The organism is Sulfurimicrobium lacus (assembly GCF_011764585.1).
Classification (GTDB): Bacteria; Pseudomonadota; Gammaproteobacteria; order Burkholderiales; family Sulfuricellaceae; genus Sulfurimicrobium; species Sulfurimicrobium lacus.
Window position 1 is genome coordinate 3,090,057 of record NZ_AP022853.1, and the last position, 18,009, is coordinate 3,108,065.

At 59.1% G+C, this 18,009-nt stretch carries 14 protein-coding genes; 6 read left to right on the plus strand and 8 right to left on the minus strand.

Annotation, left to right across the window (positions count from 1 at the left end):
• Positions 1-3: 3 nt before the first annotated feature.
• Both SKTS_RS14940 and SKTS_RS14945 read right to left on the minus strand, forming a co-directional pair.
• Positions 4-5,478 (minus strand): hypothetical protein, encoded by a 5,475-nt coding sequence (locus SKTS_RS14940; protein WP_173066745.1) that lies wholly within the window; start codon positions 5,476-5,478, stop codon positions 4-6.
• Positions 5,479-5,625: 147 nt separating this feature from the next.
• Complete coding sequence (locus tag SKTS_RS14945) at positions 5,626-5,946, minus strand: hypothetical protein (protein ID WP_173066748.1); 321 nt, start codon at positions 5,944-5,946, stop codon at positions 5,626-5,628.
• Between the two features lie 171 nt (positions 5,947-6,117).
• On the opposite strand from SKTS_RS14945, the gene SKTS_RS14950 reads away from it, so the two are divergent.
• The 5 genes from SKTS_RS14950 (at position 6,118) to SKTS_RS14970 (ending at position 11,508) form a co-directional block, all read left to right on the plus strand.
• Positions 6,118-7,833 (plus strand): proline--tRNA ligase, encoded by a 1,716-nt coding sequence (locus SKTS_RS14950; protein ID WP_173066751.1) that lies wholly within the window; start codon positions 6,118-6,120, stop codon positions 7,831-7,833.
• Entirely contained in the window at positions 7,821-8,450 is a 630-nt protein-coding gene (locus tag SKTS_RS14955; RefSeq protein ID WP_173066754.1) for a lytic transglycosylase domain-containing protein, read from the plus strand. The genes SKTS_RS14950 and SKTS_RS14955 overlap by 13 nt, the downstream gene beginning before the upstream one ends.
• Positions 8,451-8,466: 16 nt before the next feature.
• Positions 8,467-8,883, plus strand: coding sequence for a bacteriohemerythrin (locus SKTS_RS14960; protein WP_173066757.1), 417 nt, complete (start codon positions 8,467-8,469; stop codon positions 8,881-8,883).
• A 182-nt stretch (positions 8,884-9,065) separates the two neighbouring features.
• Positions 9,066-10,901: a GGDEF domain-containing protein gene (locus SKTS_RS14965; RefSeq protein ID WP_173066760.1), complete on the plus strand. Its 1,836-nt coding sequence runs from the start codon at positions 9,066-9,068 to the stop codon at positions 10,899-10,901.
• Between the two features lie 157 nt (positions 10,902-11,058).
• Complete coding sequence (locus tag SKTS_RS14970) at positions 11,059-11,508, plus strand: response regulator (RefSeq protein ID WP_173066763.1); 450 nt, start codon at positions 11,059-11,061, stop codon at positions 11,506-11,508.
• Between the two features lie 37 nt (positions 11,509-11,545).
• On the opposite strand, the gene SKTS_RS19130 is transcribed toward SKTS_RS14970, so the two are convergent.
• From SKTS_RS19130 to SKTS_RS14985, 3 genes are all read right to left on the minus strand, one after another.
• A complete protein-coding gene (locus tag SKTS_RS19130) occupies positions 11,546-12,658 on the minus strand; it encodes a methyl-accepting chemotaxis protein (RefSeq protein WP_173066766.1) in 1,113 nt (370 codons plus the stop codon).
• Between the two features lie 133 nt (positions 12,659-12,791).
• On the minus strand, positions 12,792-14,909 hold the full coding sequence (locus SKTS_RS14980; protein WP_173066769.1) for a putative bifunctional diguanylate cyclase/phosphodiesterase: 2,118 nt from the start codon (positions 14,907-14,909) through the stop codon (positions 12,792-12,794).
• Between the two features lie 128 nt (positions 14,910-15,037).
• Positions 15,038-15,898 (minus strand): RMD1 family protein, encoded by an 861-nt coding sequence (locus SKTS_RS14985; RefSeq protein ID WP_244617358.1) that lies wholly within the window; start codon positions 15,896-15,898, stop codon positions 15,038-15,040.
• A gap of 364 nt (positions 15,899-16,262) precedes the next feature.
• Here SKTS_RS14985 and SKTS_RS14990 point away from each other — a divergent pair, with 364 nt between their 5' ends.
• Positions 16,263-16,517, plus strand: a complete 255-nt coding sequence (locus SKTS_RS14990; RefSeq protein WP_173066772.1) for a hypothetical protein — start codon at positions 16,263-16,265, stop codon at positions 16,515-16,517.
• Positions 16,518-16,577: 60 nt separating this feature from the next.
• Here the strand turns inward: SKTS_RS14990 and SKTS_RS14995 are convergent, their stop codons facing one another.
• From SKTS_RS14995 to SKTS_RS15005, 3 genes are read right to left on the minus strand one after another with little or no spacing between them, the layout of a single operon-like run.
• On the minus strand, positions 16,578-17,381 hold the full coding sequence (locus tag SKTS_RS14995; RefSeq protein ID WP_173066775.1) for a UDP-2,3-diacylglucosamine diphosphatase: 804 nt from the start codon (positions 17,379-17,381) through the stop codon (positions 16,578-16,580).
• Between the two features lie 29 nt (positions 17,382-17,410).
• Positions 17,411-17,659 carry a hypothetical protein gene (locus tag SKTS_RS15000; RefSeq protein WP_173066778.1) on the minus strand — a complete coding sequence of 83 codons (249 nt, stop codon included), beginning with the start codon at positions 17,657-17,659 and terminating at the stop codon, positions 17,411-17,413.
• 48 nt (positions 17,660-17,707) lie between these two features.
• Positions 17,708-18,001 (minus strand): hypothetical protein, encoded by a 294-nt coding sequence (locus tag SKTS_RS15005; RefSeq protein ID WP_173066781.1) that lies wholly within the window; start codon positions 17,999-18,001, stop codon positions 17,708-17,710.
• Between the last annotated feature and the right edge of the window lie 8 nt (positions 18,002-18,009).

Genomic DNA, 18,009 nt, shown 5'->3' on the forward strand with positions numbered 1-18,009 from the left:
CTCTTACAAATGCACCGTAAAGCTGACATCCGGCGCAAGCGGTATTTCTATCTTGGCCTTCGCCCGGACGTCCACTGGAAAAGCTTCGGCATGCACAGCAGCGGTGACTCCCGCGTCATAGCAGCCACCGACGATGCAGGCTCCAGCCTCAACACCTGCGGCAAAATCGCCGGCCACTTTGGGTTGAGTGGTGATCTGCAGGCCCATGTCCATGTAGCCCTTCACGTACGCCGACGCCACCGAGGAGGCTCCCACGCCGAGATAGACCTGCTGCGCCCCACCCACCGCGAGGCCGGTATCCGAACCCAGCATCAGGTAGGAGTCCGCATCCTGAATCAGAATGTGCCCCCTGATGCGCGGGCCGGTATTCTTGCCCGCATACACGTGCCAGCTGCCGCCGCCGACATGCAGGTCGACCGCAGCATTGTTTTCGCCGTTGCCAAGATCGAAACGGATGGCGCCACTGAGCATGTCCAGATTGCCCCACAACCGGCCGTCGAAATTACCGCCGCCATATTTGAAAAACCCTGTGAAATCGCCGTCTCCGCTCTGGCTTGCCTTGAGCAGCCAGGCGCGGAAATCCATGCGGGCTCCGGCGCTGGCACCGGTGGTCACGGTAAAGTCGCCATCCATCATGACCGTGAACTTGTCCGAGCTCCCGACCCGCATCCCAACCATGAACGAAGTGTCGGCGCTGGAAGAAAACGCTGCCTGACCAATTGGTTTCCCACCCTGCAGCGAATCGCCAGTAACGTGATAACCAAGCCCGCCGCGCACCCTGTAAAGGGTCAACGGCACCGGCGAGAGCGATACCCCGCTTGCCCCCAGCGGAATTTCGAGCCGCGTCAGCCAGTAATCCGTGCTGCCTTCATAACCGAGCAGGAATTCGCCTTTGATCGGCGGCCCGCCAAACATGCCGATGTCGACACTGCCGGTGTAACGCGTTCCGGGGTTGGGTTTCGGATCATAGACCGGGTCGATGCTGGCCTCCGTCACCGGCTGGCCGGCCGGGAATGCCACTTTGAGATTGAAGGGCGTGCTCACCGGCCCACTGCCCTCATAGCTGTCGCCGCTAATCTTGTAAATCGCCTGAACATTTGCCGCCGGCAGCGAGGGAGAGAGGCGGACCTGGCCGCTGAAAGCCATTTTCAGGCGCTCGTTGCCGCTGGCCCCGCCTGTCAGGTGCAAGCCCTGCAGTTCCAGCCTGGACTTGCCGAGATCGCCAAAGCCGCCCAGTGGAATATCCCGAGTTGCCGTGCCATTTTCGTCGAAATAGGCGCGTCCGTTCATGCCGAAGCGCATGTCAGGCACTGCAATCGGTTCAGAGTTGAAGGCTTTCCCCTCGGCCTTGAAGCTCAGTTCAGGATCGACAATGGCGCGCCAGCCGCCGCTCTTGTCAAAACCGAAACGGAAGCTGTCCGGCTTGGCGCTCAGGTGAATCGGGCCAAAATCGCGCTGCACGGTTTCTTTCGGCTTCACGCCTGCAAATTCAAAGCTGCCTTCCTTCTGGTTAGAGGAGAGGAGTTGCACGTCGTCGCTGTGCAGCAAGGCATTCAGGAACGGCAACTGGACGTCGATGTTGTAGTGCGCATCGAATGTCCCGCTCGATTTGGCTTCCAGCGAAACCTTGTTGAAACTGATCGTACCTTTTCCGACGCTCAGGTTCATCAGACGCGGATCATTCTGCAGGGAGAATTTGCCGCAGGCGTGGTTGGTTACACCCCAGTTGCTGCTCTGGATGGTGACTGGTGCCAGGTCGGAGGTATTGATCTCGATATCAGCAGAGCCGAAATTCACCCCCACCCAGTTGCTGCCGGAAGCGCCGCCACAGGCATCCGGGCCTTGGCCGGTGCTGCGGCTCAGATCGAGAGTGACATCGCTGGAGTTCAGGTAAAAACCGCTCCAGCCCAGCGCCACTTTTTTGTCGAGTTTGACTTTAGCACTCCAGTCGCCGTTTTGCCGCAAATTGGCGGCGGTTTTCCATGACGGCACATCACCGCTACCGGCGAACAGCAGGAAGCTGTCGCCCAGTTTTGCATTCAAGGTGGCCTTCATTTCCTTCCCTGCCGTGCCTTCGATCTTCGCCACGGACACGTCAGTCAGCCCCATGGTCGAAATGGGTCCGGAAGACACGGTCTGGGACAGCTTGGTGCCCGGCGCGACGTTTCCAGCCTGGTCCACCTGCCAGTTCTGAAAGGAAACGCCGACGTTCGGAATCAAGGTTGCGCCATTGCTGGAACTGGTCAGCTTGACATCCAGTGTCCCGCTGCCGCTATATGTCCCTCCCGATTCCTTGGGCAGGTTCTGCTGATCGAGGTAAACGCTGAACTTGTCCCCCTGCTCGCCGGCAAAATAGAATTCGCACGGCTTGCTCGGATCAATCGCCACCACCTTGTATTTCTTGCTCGGCGATTTCACCTGCTGGCCATCCAGATTAAGGCCCCCGGCCAAGCGCGAGGAGGTGGCAGACAATTTCCGGCCTGCCGCCGCCAGGGCCGTGGAGGTCTGGGCATCATTGGCATACAGCACGGGCGGCGAGGATTTTCCGCCTTCCCTGCTCGGCCGCAGGAAGCCCACCTTGACTGCTTTCTCGCCTCTCTGCGCCGCCAGCGCATTCACGTCCACCACACCCCCCCGGCCCTGCAACCTGAAGGCATGATCGAACAAGGGCTCCGGCTTGACCTTGACCTCGACCCAGATTTCGTACACATCCGCCGGATCCACGGGCAGGGCCGGCGAGTACAGGTCATGAGTGCCGGGCAGGGGATCTTTCCAGTTTTTTGGGTCCCCTTCCCTTGCTGGCGAACGGCCCACGGTGCCGGGACCGGTTGCCGGGAAGGACTGGACACCTTTCTTGCCCTTGAGTTTCACTTTCCAGGTCGCGTCAACCGCGCCACTGCCAAAATAGCTCAGCACCGCGTGGGCGGTAAATGCCTTGTTGCAGCCGCTGCACGTGGCATCCACCCCATCGTCAAGCTGGAGCACTGCCTGCGAAATGGAGTTATTGGCGAGCTTGACGTTGCCCGGGCCAGAAGCCGATAGAGACGCAGCAGATTTTTCCTTGGACGCCACGGCACCACGCGCAATGCCGGTTTTTGCGCTGACTTTGCCGACCGGAGACCGAGCCCGCTGCGGCGGACCGAACGACACGATGTCCACCGACTCGAGGTGCAGCGGTCCATAAGCCACTGGATCCATGTACGGCATGATGTTGACCGTCTGGCACATCATCACATATGCACGTTCGGCGATGTCCTTTGCCTTGGCGTCATTATCCCTTCCTCCGGCCTGCGCCAAGCTGCCGGTGCCGCGCAGTTGTCCGTAAGCTCCAAGCCCTGCCGAGCCTGACGGATGATCGTAGGCATCCGCCAGATCGGCAGGGTTCGCCTGCTGCACATCCCTTTCCGCCAACTGATAGACGCGGATATTGAAATAGCCGGTGCGCGAATATTGGTGGGTGAAGAACGTTTCACGCCGCGCGGCATGTTCCTTGTTGCCAATCGCCACCGTATGCGAATACTCGCCGTATTCCTGCTGGTCCGGCAGCGTCATGGCGACATCGCCGTTGATGCCTTTTTTGTCCTGGTCGTTGTAAAGAGGATCTTCCGGTTTGCCCACCAGCGGTACCACCGTGCCATCGCCCCAATCCACGAACAGATTGTCGAAGCGATATTTGGCAACCGTCGGAAGAGTCGCCGTGCCCATGCCGGACTGCGACGAACCAGATGACTTGGAAGGCTCCAGTTCCACGCCGGGATGGGATTCGTAAGGCGAATTGGCGAGCACCACCTTGCCCGAGAGTATCCAGTTGTCGAATGGATGCGCCACTGCGGCCACGCTGGTATCGCCTTCGCCCTTGTCCATATTCTGGGCGCGCAGAACCGGCTGCGCCTGGGGCACCAGCGGGCAGGCGCCGAAGCCATTCGGCCGATTCGGCTTCCTGAGCGGCCAGCGATCGGAAATCTCGACTTCGACAGGTTCACCCGGCTGCACCAGAACGCCCGTCATGCCCTGCCTGCCCGTATCGGAGACACCCTGCGCAGACATGTTGGCAGCCACCAATCGGACGGGCGCATCGCTCTCCATGGCCGCTTTCTGCTCGACCCCGTTGCTCAGGTAAACGCGGTAGCCCGCCACTTCCCACAGCAGGTCTGTTGCGTTCGGGTAGTTCACGGGAGGCGCACTTTCCTGCTGTGCAGCCCCTCCTGCCGACCCGGCGGGGGAATATTTTGCACTGCTCGGCGACTTTACCTTGGCACCGCCCTTGGCCGTGCCTGAAGGAGCGGCACTGAGAGGACCGGTAGCGGGATTAAGCAACGTGTCGAGGAAGGCTGGATCAGGCTGATAGTAGGTCGGGGGCGGTAATTTTGTCGGCTGCGAACTGCCCGGCCATACCGCCGTGCCGCCCTCAAGGCGCTTGCGCATCAGCACATTGCCGTTTTTATTCAGAATGCGAAACTCGAAAAACTCAGCCGTACCCGGGTTTTTCTCCTGCCAGCGGAACACCAGATCATCCTGCAACAGGGGCGCGCTATCGGCCATGTTGCACTCACCGCTTAGCGCAACGCCATCCCTCGAGCAAGTCATCTTGGTGCCGGTTGCGGGGTCGGTTTTAGCCGTGGAAGACCATCCCGGCGATTTCAACTCGATCCGGCCCGGTTTGAAACTGGTATCGAACGGCCTCAGCTTGGGTTTGACATCCATCGGCTTGAAGCCAGCCAGCACCTGAACGCTAGCAGAAGTCATGCTCCACGCCTGGTTTGGCGTCATGCGCGCCCCGACCAGGCGCACGCCCGGCTGAGCACTGGATGCGACTTCCACTTCCATCTGGGCAAAGGACGAAGTGATGATTTTAGGCGGCGTCTTGATCTTGACGCCGTCGCCAAAGCGCAGTTCCATGCCGTTCACGAAATCGTTCCCGTTCAGTGTCAACTGGTAAGTTTTTCCGGTCTGCCACTGGTTCGGCACAACCTGCAAGGCGATTACCGGAACGGGATTGGACATCGGCGTCTGTGGTGGCGGTGCTGGCGGTGCTGGCGGCATCTTCACCCCGGGAAGCGGGGCCGCAGCTCCTGCCATCCCGGCCAGGCCCGGCCCGGGCATAATGGTGATGCGGGCAGGCTGCGGCTGCGGCGGCAGGACCGCAAGGCTGGAAGGCACGGTGAGAATCACCTGACGCACGCCTGGCGCGGCGCCCGGCTCGACCCTGACATTCACCTGGGCGCCGCGTCCGCCTTCTGCCGCGAAAATAAGCGGGGAAGTCAGGGTAACTCCGCTGCCGAAGTCCACCTTGATGCCGGGCCGGAGCCCCTGTCCCAGCAATTGCAGGGTGTAGTTCTGCCCCGGCATCAGCGTGGATGGCGAAACGGACTGAATGGTGGCTGTAGTGGTTTGTGCCGCCGGAGGCGGGGCCATAATGGCGGGGGTTGAAGCGGGCGCTCTATTGAGGACCGGCGGCACGGTGATCATGTTCCGCATGTCAGCCGCAAAAGAGAGCTGGGCCGCGAAAATGCTCAGCGATACCAAAAACAATAGCGCGGACAGATGCCAAAACCCAGCCCCGCACCACTCAACGGCCCATGCCTTATTCCGCGCCATTTGTTTTTCCCCCCCTTTATCCCCTGACTAGCGCCTCTGCGGCATCGGTGGCTCCGGCTGGGGATTGATACCTACGGCTGTTCCCGGCCTGAGAAGCTTATGCTCCACTGGTAACGGAGGTTCTGGCTGGGGATTGATGCCAACCTTTTCAGCGGGCTTTAAAATTTTCTGTCTCGGCGCGCCCGGCGGTTCGGGTTGGGGGTTGATAGCGATGGCTTCGCCAGGCTTGAGCGGCTGCGCGCCGAACGCGAATGGAGAGGACGTAGCTGCCAGCAACACGAGCAGAATGCCAAACCTTGATTGCATATTCATGGAAACCTCATTGGAATATGGAAATTTCAGGAACACACGTGCGCCGGCCAAACCACCGCAAACCTGGCAGTTATGACGAATACAAATTCGAGATCGGTGAATCCTTTTATAGCAGAATTCACATGTCCTGACAACGCGATATCAAATGGTGTCACGGCAAGGCTGATGGCGGTAGAATTGGAAGTTTTCAGAATCCGGAACATCACCATGCGCGTTTCACAATTTTTCCTCTCCACCCTCAAGGAAGCCCCGACCGAAGCCGAGCTGGTCAGCCACAAGCTGATGCTGCGCGCCGGCCTGATCAAGCGCCTGGGCAGCGGGCTTTACAGCTGGATGCCGCTGGGCCTGAAGGTGCTGCGCAAGGTGGAAAACATCGTGCGCGAGGAAATGGACCGGGCCGGCGCCATCGAGCTGCTGATGCCCGCCGTGATCCCCGCCGAGCTGTGGCAGGAAACCGGGCGCTGGGACGTGTTCGGCCCGCAGATGCTGAAGATCAGGGACCGCCACGAACGCGAGTTCTGTTTCGGCCCCACCCACGAGGAAGTCATCACCGACGTGGCGCGGCGCGAGATCAAGAGCTACCGCCAGCTGCCGATCAACTTCTACCAGATCCAGACCAAGTTCCGCGACGAGATCCGCCCGCGCTTCGGCGTGATGCGCGCACGCGAGTTCGTGATGAAGGACTCCTACTCCTTCCATGCCGACCGCGCCTCGCTGGAACAGACCTATGAAGTGATGTACCAGACCTATTCGCGCATCTTCACCCGCCTGGGGCTGAAGTTCCGCGCCGTGGCGGCGGATACCGGCGCCATCGGCGGCTCCGGCTCGCACGAATTCCACGTGCTGGCGGATTCCGGCGAGGACGCCATCGCCTTCTGCCCCAGTTCCGACTATGCCGCCAACGTCGAGCTGGCCGAAGCAGTCTCGCCGAGCGCCCCACGCCCGGCGCCCACTCAGCCTATGCAGAAGATTTCGACACCGGGCAAGCACAGCATCGAACAGGTGTGCGAATACCTCAAGGTTCCCGCCGAGAAAACCGTCAAGACGCTGCTGGTCGAAGGCCGCGACGGAGGCGTGGTGGCGCTGCTGCTGCGCGGCGACCATGAGCTGAACGAAGTCAAGGCAGGCAAGCTGCTCCAGCTCCCCGAAGCCGTGCGCTTCGCCAGCGACGCACAGATTCTTGCTGCCGCCGGCTGCCGGGCCGGTTCGCTGGGCCCGGTCGGGCTGAACATTCCCATCATCGCCGACCGCTCCGTGGCAGTGATGAGTGATTTCGTCTGCGGCGCCAACGAGGATGGCTACCATCTCACCGGTGTCAATTTCGTGCGCGACCTGCCCGAACTCAAGGAAGTGGTGGACATCCGCAACGCCGTGGAAGGCGACCCCAGCCCGGACGGCAAGGGCATACTGGAACTGTGCCGCGGCATCGAGGTCGGCCATATCTTCCAGCTCGGCAACAAGTATTCCTCGGCCATGAACGCCACTTTCCTCGACGAATCCGGCAAGGATCGCGTCATGGAAATGGGCTGCTACGGCATCGGCGTATCGCGCATCGTGGCCGCCGCCATCGAGCAGAATCACGACGCGCGCGGCATCATCTGGCCGCCCTCCATCGCCCCCTACGAACTGGCCATCGTACCCATCGGCATGGGGCGCAGCGAACTGGTGAAAGACACCGTGAACAAGCTCTATGCCGACCTCAAGGCAGCCGGCATCGAAGTGCTGCTGGACGACCGCGACGAGCGCCCCGGCGTGATGTTCGCCGACATGGAACTGGTCGGCATCCCGCACCGCATCGTGGTGGGCGAGCGCGGGCTGAAGGAAGGTAACCTCGAATATCAGGGACGCCGCGACGAAAAAGCGCAGGCCATCGCCTTGAATTCGGTGCTGGAATTCGTACAATCCAAATTATGCGAAGACTGATAGCGTTATCGCTACTCCTGCTGCTGCCGGCGGCCGCCCAGGCCGGGGCGCAGCTTTATGAACCGCTGTCCGACAGCGTGCGGGCAGCGCTTTACAAATCAGTGAGCGACAGCGCCCCGCGACGCCCGTCCTTTTCCTCGCCGGTGGAAGAGGCGAACTGGCTGGCCGAAATGTCGCACCGCATGGAAAAACGCATACCGGATCGCACCACCCGCCTGGATTTCCTCAGAGCAGTACATTACGAAGCATCGCGCGCGGGGCTCGATCCACAGCTGGTACTCGGCCTGATCCAGGTCGAAAGCGGCTTCAAGAAATACTCCGTTTCCAGCGCTGGTGCGCGCGGCTATATGCAGGTGATGCCGTTCTGGGTCAAGCTCATCGGGGCCAGCGACAACAACCTGTTCCACATCCGCACCAACCTGCGTTATGGCTGCACCATCCTGCGCCACTATCTGGACATCGAGCGCGGCGACCTGTATCGCGCGCTGGGCCGCTACAACGGCAGTCTCGGCCGCCCCGAATATCCCACGCTGGTGGTCGGGGCATGGCGCAACGGCTGGTCCTATCCAGACCGGTCGAGAAGCGCTTCCAGCCGGAGTACTCAACCAGCGTCCTGATCAAGGAGCACTGAGCATGCAGAAATTTCATCTGGCGTGGGACGAGAGCCGCCACACGCTGGGCATCGCCTCCATCGACCGCCAGCACCACGCGCTGATCGACATGGTCAACGCCCTGGTGGACGCAGTGGAGCGCAATTGCGACCCTGAGCAGATACGCAGTCAGATGGCCAAGCTCATCCGTTTCACCGAGGAGCACTTCACCCACGAAGAAGAAATTATGCTCCGCCATGGCTTCCCCGAGCGAGAAAAACACGCCCTCGAACACCAGGAAGTACTGCACAAGGCCGTCACCATGATGGAAGATTTCAAGCCCGACGATGCCAATCGCGTTGTGCTGGTCACGGCCTTCCTGATCGACTGTGCGGAGAATCACATCCTGCACGATGACAGGGAACTCACCCTGTTCCTGCAGGAAAAAGGCCTGCGCTGACTCCATCCGATCGCCGCCTTGTCACATCAAGGCAATAAAGACCTGCTACATTCATCACCGGAATCCGGCCGTTTCTACCCAGAAACGACACATTTCGCGCATTTCCATCTCAGATATTGAGCGCGGCAACGAGGTTCCAATCCGGAAACTTTGCGGTTTTCCCGGAAAACTAGCGGCCTATCATGAAAAACACCGTGAACAACGCCAAACCGGTCCGGCCCGAAACCCGCGGCAAGCCTTCTCCGGGCATTCACTCCGAACCGATTCGAAGCTTGTACGACATCATCGAACGCCAGAATCTGACAGTCCTTTTTCAGCCCATCATCGATTTCTCGAACAGCCGCATTATCGGCTTCGAGGGCCTGATCCGCGGCCCGTCAGACAGCCTGCTGCATTCGCCGACCAGGCTGTTCGGGCTGGCGCGCCAATCGGGCATCGGCCACGAGCTCGAGAATCTGTGCTGCAAGCTGGTGGCGGAGCGTTTCGTCGAGCTGCAATTGCAGGGGCTTCTGTTCCTCAACCGCAGCTCAGACGTGCTTGCCATGCACGAACTGCACAACAACGACACCATCGGGATCATTCGTCGCGCCGGGCTTGATCCGGAGCGGACCGTGATCGAATTGACGGAGAACAAACCGGTTTGCGAATTCAACCCGGATTTGCTGCTGGAAGTCATTACCCATTATTCCGCGCTCGGGTTCCAGGTGGCCATCGACGACCAGGGCGACTGCCTTTCAACGCTGGACAATTGGTCGGAGTTCAAGCCATCCTTCGTAAAAATCGACCGCCATTTTATCCAGAATATCGACAAGGACCAGGCCAAGGCCCAATTTGTAAAGTCCATGCTGGAAAAAGCCGGAAAAGCCGGGTGCCAGGTGATCGCCGAAGGTGTCGAAACCCATGCCCAGCTTCTCATGGTGCACGAGTTGGGCATTCCCTTTGGTCAGGGTTACCACATCACCCGCCCCACGAACAAACCCTCATCGGTGATTCCTGCCGGGGTAGTCAAGGCGCTGTCGCCCCATACAGCCAGGGGCGCCGCGTCCGGCAACCCGCACTCCGGCCTGGTCGAACGCAGGCTGATGATGAAAGTCCCCTGCTTTTTGTCGGACACCCTCAACGATGAAGTGTTCGATGTCTTCGAATCCAACCCGCAGATTGATGAAGCGGCGATCATACAAGAAGACGGTGCGCCGATCGGCATGATCAGCCGCAGCGTGCTGATCGACCGCTTTGCCAGGCCCTACCGCCGCGAATTGTATGGCAAGAAACCCTGCGTTACCTTCATGGACCCCGACCCGCTGATCGTGGACGTGAGCATCAGCATACAAGACTTGAGCCACCTGGTTGCGGGCGACCGGCGATACTTGACCCATGGATTTATTTTTACCGAAAACGGCAAGTATGTCGGCATCGGCACCGGACACGACCTGATCCGCGAAATAACCGACCTGCAAATCCAGGCCGCGCGCTATGCCAACCCCCTCACCGGCCTGCCCGGCAACACGCCGATCAACGAACACATCGACAAACTGCTGGAACAACAGATCCCATTTGTCGCCTGTTATTGCGACCTGGATCACTTCAAGCCGTTCAACGACGTTTACGGCTTCAGCAAGGGCGACGCCATGATCCAGATGACCGCGAAGATACTCGCCGAAATCTGCGATCCGGAAGTGGATTTTCTCGGCCACATCGGCGGCGACGACTTTATCGCCCTGTTTTGCAGTCCGGACTGGGAAAAGCGCTGCCGCAGCGGACTGGAAAAATTCGGCTCAGCCGTCATCCCGTTTTTCAGCGTCAGCGATAACGAGCGCGGCGGCTACGTGACGGAAAACCGGCGCGGCGAAAAGGAATTCAACGCGCTCACCTCGCTCTCCATCGGTGCCGTCAATGTCTTGCCGGGGATGTTCAGCTCCCATATGGAAGTTTCCACCGTGGCAGCGGATGCCAAGAAAATGGCCAAGAAAATCCCCGGCAACAGCCTCTATATCAATCTGCGCAGCTATCCAGAATAACCGGGTTGCGTGCATCCCGACCAAGGTGGTTTCCATATGGCCACCGCTTATTTGGATACTAAATTAGCATTGCCTCTCATTACGCATAGGCATAGGCTTGAGTTCCTATCCGCAAAAACTCAGTCATTCCCTCGCGCCCCGAAGGAGTAAGCACCCCATGAACATACAACAGACCATTGACATCCTGTTGGTGGAAGACAATCCAACGGATGCGGAATTGGCTCTACGCTCGCTGAAGAAGCACAACCTGGCCAACAGGATAGAGTGGGTGAAGGATGGCGCGGCAGCCCTCGATTTTCTTTTTGGCCGGGGCAAGTTCGCCGAGCAGCAAAACTTTCCGCTGCCACGGGTGGTGTTGCTGGATCTGGGCCTGCCCAAGGTGAACGGCCTTGAGGTGCTGAAAGCGCTGCGCGCCGATCCGCGCACCTCGGCCTTGCCCATTGTGGTGCTGACCTCGTCCAAGGAGGAAAAGGACATGGTCGCCGCCTATCGGCTGGGCGTGAACAGCTTTGTGTCCAAGCCGGTGGCTTTCGATGAATTCGCCAAGACGGTTGCCGACATGGGGTTCTACTGGCTGCTCGTGAACAAGCTTCCGCCAGCTAGCTAGCTTGTAACCCGATCACTGGAATTAGCGTAATCACGCCCTAGTGCGCCAAACAACTGCCTTGCGCTTCTCCCTGGAGCGCAAGATTTTCCAGTTCCTGCATCACCTGGGTGCTGGCAGCCTCCATTTTTGCGGCGGATTCCAGGGCGCCCGTAAGGTCTTCGTCGAAGAACTTCTCCACCGCGGCCCTGCCGTGGACGTGCACGGCATTATGCGGTTGCTCGATACTCTTGTAAGCGGACAACTGGGAGAAGCAAGACCGGCCATCGCCCTCGTAATACCATTTCCCGAGGCGGCAGGTGGTGTGGCTGGAAAACTCCCCGGCAGCTTTCTGGGATGTGCCCATGAACACCCGGTAAATCTCCATCTTGAATATCAGGTGATCCAGCTTGGCCACTTCCACGAACGTGCGCAGTGCAGTGCCACGAATCGTGGCGCGCGCCTGGACGGAGAGGTCCAGCAAGCTTTGCATGCTTGATTTTGCGTATTGCGCATCCCGATCATAGGCTGCCGCCTGCTCGGGCGTGATTTCGATACTGTCTTTGGCGTTGGCGGTTTCCGTCTGGATGGTGCTGACCAGCGAGGCGATCTCGTTGGTGGCGCTGCCGGTGCGTTCGGCCAGCTTGCGCACTTCGTCCGCCACCACTGCGAATCCCCGTCCCTGCTCGCCAGCCCGCGCCGCCTCGATGGCCGCGTTCAAGGCGAGAAGGTTGGTCTGGTCGGAAATCTCCTTGATCAGGTAGCCGATACCGCCGATCTGGCTGGCACGGCTATTCAGCGTGTCGACGATCTCGGCAACCTGGCGGGTTTTTTCCGTCATGTCGAACACGTTGGCGGAGATTTTCTGCACCGACGACATATTGTCCGTGGTGGCCTGGGATGCGGAGTCCGCGGTTTCCGCCTCGGCTTTCATGGAGGCGGCCAGGAGGGCCATGGTTCTCTGGGATTCCAGCATGGACTGGCTGAACAGCTGCAACTGACCGCACAAACCCCGCTGAAAAGCCGTCTTCTGGCATTCCCGCTCCAGCGCCAGTTGAAGGGCGGCATATTTTGTTTCCCAGTCCTGGCTCTGCTGTTGCTTCTCGCTTTCCAGTTCGGCGGCCCGCTTCTGTGCAGCAGCGAGTTCCTGCTTTAACCTCGACGTCCCAAACATGTGCATCCCCCGTGGTAATGACTTTTTTGGCTGTTGTAGTTGAGCGGTCCTGCGTTTGTCGTTATTTGGGACATGTTAACGCTAATTTCACGCCCTGGCTGGCTAGTGTAGTGCTGCCCGCTAAACGGCACTTTCAGCGAGCGCCCGGAAAATCGGCCATGGCAATATTACTCCGCAACAGCGCAGTCAGGGCATCCGCTGAAACGGGACGGCTGAAGTAGTAACCCTGGGCTTCGCAGCACTGGTGTTCGCGCAGGAATGCGAGCTGCTCCGCGTTCTCCACGCCTTCGGCAATGACCTTCAGGCTCAGGCTGTGCCCCAGGCCGATGATGGCCTTGGAGATGGTCGCGTCGTCAAAATCATGCGGCACGCCCTGGACGAAAGAGCGATCGATTTTGATGGCGTTAATGGGAAAGCGCTTCAGGTAGCTCAAGGACGAATAACCGGTACCGAAGTCGTCGATGGAAAAACACACGCCGAGGGACTTCAGCTGCTGCATGATGCCGATGACGTCGTTGGTGCCGCGCATCACCATGGTTTCGGTCAATTCCAGTTCCAGCCAGACAGGGTCCAGTCCGGTTTCATCGAGGATCTGCGCCACCTTTTCCGCCAGCGTGCGGATGCGCAACTGACGCGCCGACAGGTTTACCGCTACGCGCATGGGGGCGAAGCCGTCCTTCTGCCATTCCGCGTTCTGGGCGCAGGCACGGCGCATAACCCATTCGCCGAGCGGGACGATCAGCCCGGTTTCTTCCGCCAGCGGGATGAAGTCCGCGGGCATGACCAAGCCGCGCTCCGGATGGTGCCAGCGCACCAGCGCTTCCGTGCCGGTTATCTTTCCCGTTGCCAGGGATATCTGGGGCTGGTACATGACTTCCAGCTCATTCTTTTCGATGGCCGCACGCAGGCTGCTTTCCATGGCAAAAAGGTCTGTGGCGCCCTCGCCGACCGACGCGCGGTAGTACTGGTAAGTGTTGCGCCCCGTGGATTTGGCGTGGTACATGGCGACATCGGCGGTTTTGAGCAGCCCGTCCGCCGAGCTGGCGCTGTTGGGGTAGATGGCGATACCGATGCTTGGACTGATTTTATACGGCTGCTTTTCGGTCGAGTATGGCAAGGCCAGCGCATCGATGATTTTTTCCGCCACCAGGCCCGCCGCCTGGGTATCGGGAATATCGGGCAGCAAGATGATGAACTCGTCACCGCACATTCGCGCGACGGTGTCGCTGGAGCGCACGCAGTCGCGCAGGCGCTGGGCAATTTCGACCAGCAGGGCATCGCCCGCCTTGTGGCCGACCATTTCGTTTACGCTGCCGAAGCGATCGAGATCGATGAACAATATGGCCAGTTTGCGCCGCTCCCGCTCGGCCATGACAACGGCCTGATTGAGACGGTCCTGGAGCAGCATGCGGTTAGGCAGGTTGGTAAGCGGGTCGTAGTAGGCCAGGTGCTGGAGGTGAAGTTCGTTTTCCCGTGCGGTGGTGATGTCCGAAAAAATTGCCACGTAATGGGTTACGTTGCCGTCATCGTTCCGCACGCCGCTGATGGACAGCCATTCCAGGTAAATTTCACCGTTCTTGCGGCGGTTCCAGATTTCCCCTTCCCAATGCCCTGTGTCCCGGAGGCTCTGCCACATGAGACGGTAAAAATCCGCGTTCTGACGATCGGATTTCAGGATATTGGTTTTGCGCCCGACCACTTCTTTCAAGCTGTAGCCGGTAATGTGGCTGAACGCGCTGTTGACGTTGAGGATGGAGCCGCTGGTGTCGGAGATCATGACCCCCTCGGTGGTGTATTCGAACAGTTTGTTCGCCAGGCTGGTTACTTCTTCGCTCCAGTGGTCGTGGCGCATGAGCGGGAGCGGCAGGTAATGCCCGAAGATCGCCTGGCGGAAGCGATTCAGTTCATGGAGGAAGGAGGTATAAAGCCCGTAACTGACGGTGCGGTTTTTGGCCGACTCCAGCAGCAGGCTGCGCGCGGCGTGGTGGAGATGCTGGTGAATCCTGCCGAGCGCGATGAATGTCGGATGGTTGCGCAGGACCGGGTCCTCGACCTTGTGGTACCACTGCCCGAACTGGCACAACAGATGGGGGGCATCGGCAACATCGTCCGCCTGGTGGTGAAGGCGGCAGATGAGGGTCTCGTAGAGCCGGTTGAGCCATTGGTTATGGTGGGCAAGCGCATGCTGCAATTGCTGCACGCACTCCCGTGCCTGCTTGGATTCCAGCTCCTGGAGGAGTGCACTCGTCATACGATCGTCTCAATCCCGGGAAAAAACCCGACAGGTGATGGTCATTACAGATAATTAACATTTTCATGTTATTTCAATGGCCATGCTGCTGTAAAGGTTTTGCTGCCGCATTTCGGATATGCGGCGAGTCAATGCAGGAATTTGTCGCCCAGTTCGAACAGGCCGATGACGATTTCGAACAGGATCAAGCCGATCACGTACCACTCCAGCCTGTGCAGCTGTTTGTTGTCCCATACGTCGGCAAGTGTTTGTGCGGTATCGGAAATCAGTCCCAGTTTGCGGTCCAGCGCGGATTGCCGCTCCTTCAGTTCAAATTCGTCTTCCAGCTCGGCATATAAACCTTCCAGTTGGGGAAAATTCCATAGCGTTTCCGGCTTGTCCCCGATTTCTGCCCGCCCGACCATGCGGTGTTCGATCAGCAGCATGCTGCCGATCTTGGACAGCAGCTTCCTGGAATCCGCGCTTACCCTGCCGTGCAGCGCCAGCTCCTGCGCCAGGGGTTCGATCTTGTCGAATTCGCCGGCCACCTTTTTCTCATAAAGGGAAAGCACCAGATTCTTGCTTAAGGCATCGGCGATCACCTGCAGCTTCTCCAGCGAGATCTCGTCCAGCGAAACGGCGCCACTCTGCACGCCGACGCTGCCCATGCCGCAATGGATTACCAACTCCTCGGTTTCCGGCATCTCGTAGGAATTGGTCAGCAGCGGACCGAGGGAAGCGATGAACCTGACCTCGTCCAGCGCCTGCACCCCGAAAAACACCACCACGCCATAGCGGAACAGTACCGCCACGCCGCCCTCGGCGCTGACTTCCAGCGTCAGCGGAGTGGTCGCCAGGCAATCCGCGATCTTGAAGGACTTCAGGTCCAGCCGGTCGGCAAGCAACAGCGCATGGGCTTTCATATCCGCACGGATATTGAGCCGCAGGCCGGCTGACGTCGATGCCGCGCCGCTCTTTTGTTCCATGGCCAAAGCCGCGTTATCAATCATGACAAGTCCTTGAACCTAGAAACCTCGGTTGACCGCTTAACAAAGTGCATAACGTAATGATGTTAATAAAATTATTTGTACACATAGTACTCACCTGCCGGGTGAGTGCGCTACAGGCTGAATTGCACGGATTTTGGCGCACATGGCTGCGTTGTAACTCCTTGGAATGGAACGACCATTCCGCGTCGTTACGCCTTGCCCTGCACTCCAAAATCCGCACACTTCAACCTGTCCAACTAAGGTTTCTAGGTTGAATAAACGCTAACAGTTTAAACCGTTTATAACCTCCGCATGCGGTCATCATAGTGCAACAAACACCCGCTATAGTCTGATGTATTCACAAGATTTTTTCAGGAGAATCATCATGGCTGCAACTTATCACGACCGGGCACTGACCTTCGCACTGGCAGTCGATTTGTGCTCCCTGTGGAAACATAAAACGGGCAAAACCGTGATTTCCGTCGACGACCTGATAAAGATCAAGGAATGGATCAGCACCTCGGGAACCAATATCCTGAAATATCCGACCATGTTGCCGCTCGCAGCCAGCGGCCTGGATGATTTGATCGCCGAAAACCATCAAATCGGCGCGCCCAGCGCCAGCCTGTTAAGAATCTGAGCGCTACTTCTGCTCGGTGTTTGGCCGGCTATCACCCGGCCAAACACCCGGGTACAAGAACTACCTTGGGCTACCCGCCGATGACGCAACGCAAGCCGACGGAGCGGCCGCCGGCATCTTGAACGGATCGGCCCCCCAGGCGACCAATTCCATCCTGCCGTCCAGGTGCTCGACGATGGCGGTGCAACTGTCGACCCAGTCCCCGCAGTTGAGGTAAACCAGTTCGTCGACCTGCTTGTTCATCGGCCAGTGGATATGGCCGCAAATCACGCCGTCCAGGCCTTGCTCGCGCACGTGGCGAATGACCGAATCCTCGAAATCGAAGATGAAGTTGACGGCCGTCTTGACCTTGCGCTTGGCGTAACCCGCCAGCGACCAGTACCCCGGGCGGCGCAGCGTGCGGCGCAACCACGACAGCCAGCCGTTGAGGCGCACCAGCAGGTTGTAGGAGATATCGCCGAGCACGGCCACCCACTTGTGGTGGCGCGTGACCTGGTCGAATTCGTCGCCGTGCAGCAGGAGGTAGCGCTTGCCGTCGGCGGCGGTGTGGATGTACTCGTCCTCGATGCGAATATCGCCGAAGGACGCGCCGATGTATTCGCGCAGCGCCTCGTCGTGATTGCCGGGAATGAATATCACCTTTTCGCCGTGCCGCGCGCGGCGCAACAGCTTCTGCACCAGGGTATTCTGATCGCGCGACCAGTAGATGCTGCCGCGGCTCATGGCCCAGAAATCGACGATGTCGCCGATCAGGAAAAGATGCTCCGATTCGTATTCACGCAGAAAGTCGACCAGTCTGCCGGCCTGGCAGGCAGACGTTCCGAGGTGAACGTCGGAGATGAAAACGGCTCTAGCTTGCACCATCGGTCAGGTATTCCGTTCGTAACCGGGAGCTAGCCGGCTTCCTGCGGCAACAGCACCACTTCGCGCAGGCGCTCCTTGGTCTTGGTGTATTGATCGAGACGCCAGTCCTGCATGATCGCCATGGCCAGCTTGAAATCGTCGTACGGCAACTGGTAAAGCTCCGCGAGGGAGAGCTTTTCCTTCAGGCACAGCGCCTCGACGAGGTGTCTGAAAAATTCGTTTCCCTTGCTTCCGGGCTTGCCGATCAGGCGTTTTTCAAGTTTCTTCAAGGTATTCATGGTGTCATTTCCAGGTGAGTGACCAGTCTCATCGCGCTGAAACAGGTTTCAACAGCATCTGCTCCAGATCGGGCAATCGGGATTCGACAGGGGCGTTGCCTTTCCCGGCAGTGCTTCCGAAGACTCCAGTTTGTGCGTCTTGTTGCAGCAGCTTCCCGCGACGCCGCTCAGCGCCGCATAGCCGAAGCGGCCGTTGCGCACCCTCGGCCCCAGCCAGAAGTGGCAGTTGCCGCAAACGCGCAGCGGCTCGGGAATGAAGATCACATTGGGCTGATAGCTGAGAGGAATGGATTGGCTGGCGATCATGACGGGCTCGATACGGTTATTGGTTTCTTCCCGCATTAGGCCAC

Bases quoted from the DNA above. Each gene is read 5' to 3' on its own strand.
- SKTS_RS14940 (WP_173066745.1), bottom strand. From the start codon at position 5,478: ATGCGGAACATGATCACCGTGCCGCCGGTCCTCAATAGAGCGCCCGCT.
- SKTS_RS14950 (WP_173066751.1), top strand. From the start codon at position 6,118: ATGCGCGTTTCACAATTTTTCCTCTCCACCCTCAAGGAAGCCCCGACC.
- SKTS_RS14955 (WP_173066754.1), top strand. From the start codon at position 7,821: ATGCGAAGACTGATAGCGTTATCGCTACTCCTGCTGCTGCCGGCGGCC.
- SKTS_RS14960 (WP_173066757.1), top strand. From the start codon at position 8,467: ATGCAGAAATTTCATCTGGCGTGGGACGAGAGCCGCCACACGCTGGGC.
- SKTS_RS14965 (WP_173066760.1), top strand. From the start codon at position 9,066: ATGAAAAACACCGTGAACAACGCCAAACCGGTCCGGCCCGAAACCCGC.
- SKTS_RS14970 (WP_173066763.1), top strand. From the start codon at position 11,059: ATGAACATACAACAGACCATTGACATCCTGTTGGTGGAAGACAATCCA.
- SKTS_RS19130 (WP_173066766.1), bottom strand. From the start codon at position 12,658: ATGTTTGGGACGTCGAGGTTAAAGCAGGAACTCGCTGCTGCACAGAAG.
- SKTS_RS14980 (WP_173066769.1), bottom strand. From the start codon at position 14,909: ATGACGAGTGCACTCCTCCAGGAGCTGGAATCCAAGCAGGCACGGGAG.
- SKTS_RS14985 (WP_244617358.1), bottom strand. From the start codon at position 15,898: ATGATTGATAACGCGGCTTTGGCCATGGAACAAAAGAGCGGCGCGGCA.
- SKTS_RS14990 (WP_173066772.1), top strand. From the start codon at position 16,263: ATGGCTGCAACTTATCACGACCGGGCACTGACCTTCGCACTGGCAGTC.
- SKTS_RS14995 (WP_173066775.1), bottom strand. From the start codon at position 17,381: ATGGTGCAAGCTAGAGCCGTTTTCATCTCCGACGTTCACCTCGGAACG.
- SKTS_RS15000 (WP_173066778.1), bottom strand. From the start codon at position 17,659: ATGAATACCTTGAAGAAACTTGAAAAACGCCTGATCGGCAAGCCCGGA.
- SKTS_RS15005 (WP_173066781.1), bottom strand. From the start codon at position 18,001: ATGCGGGAAGAAACCAATAACCGTATCGAGCCCGTCATGATCGCCAGC.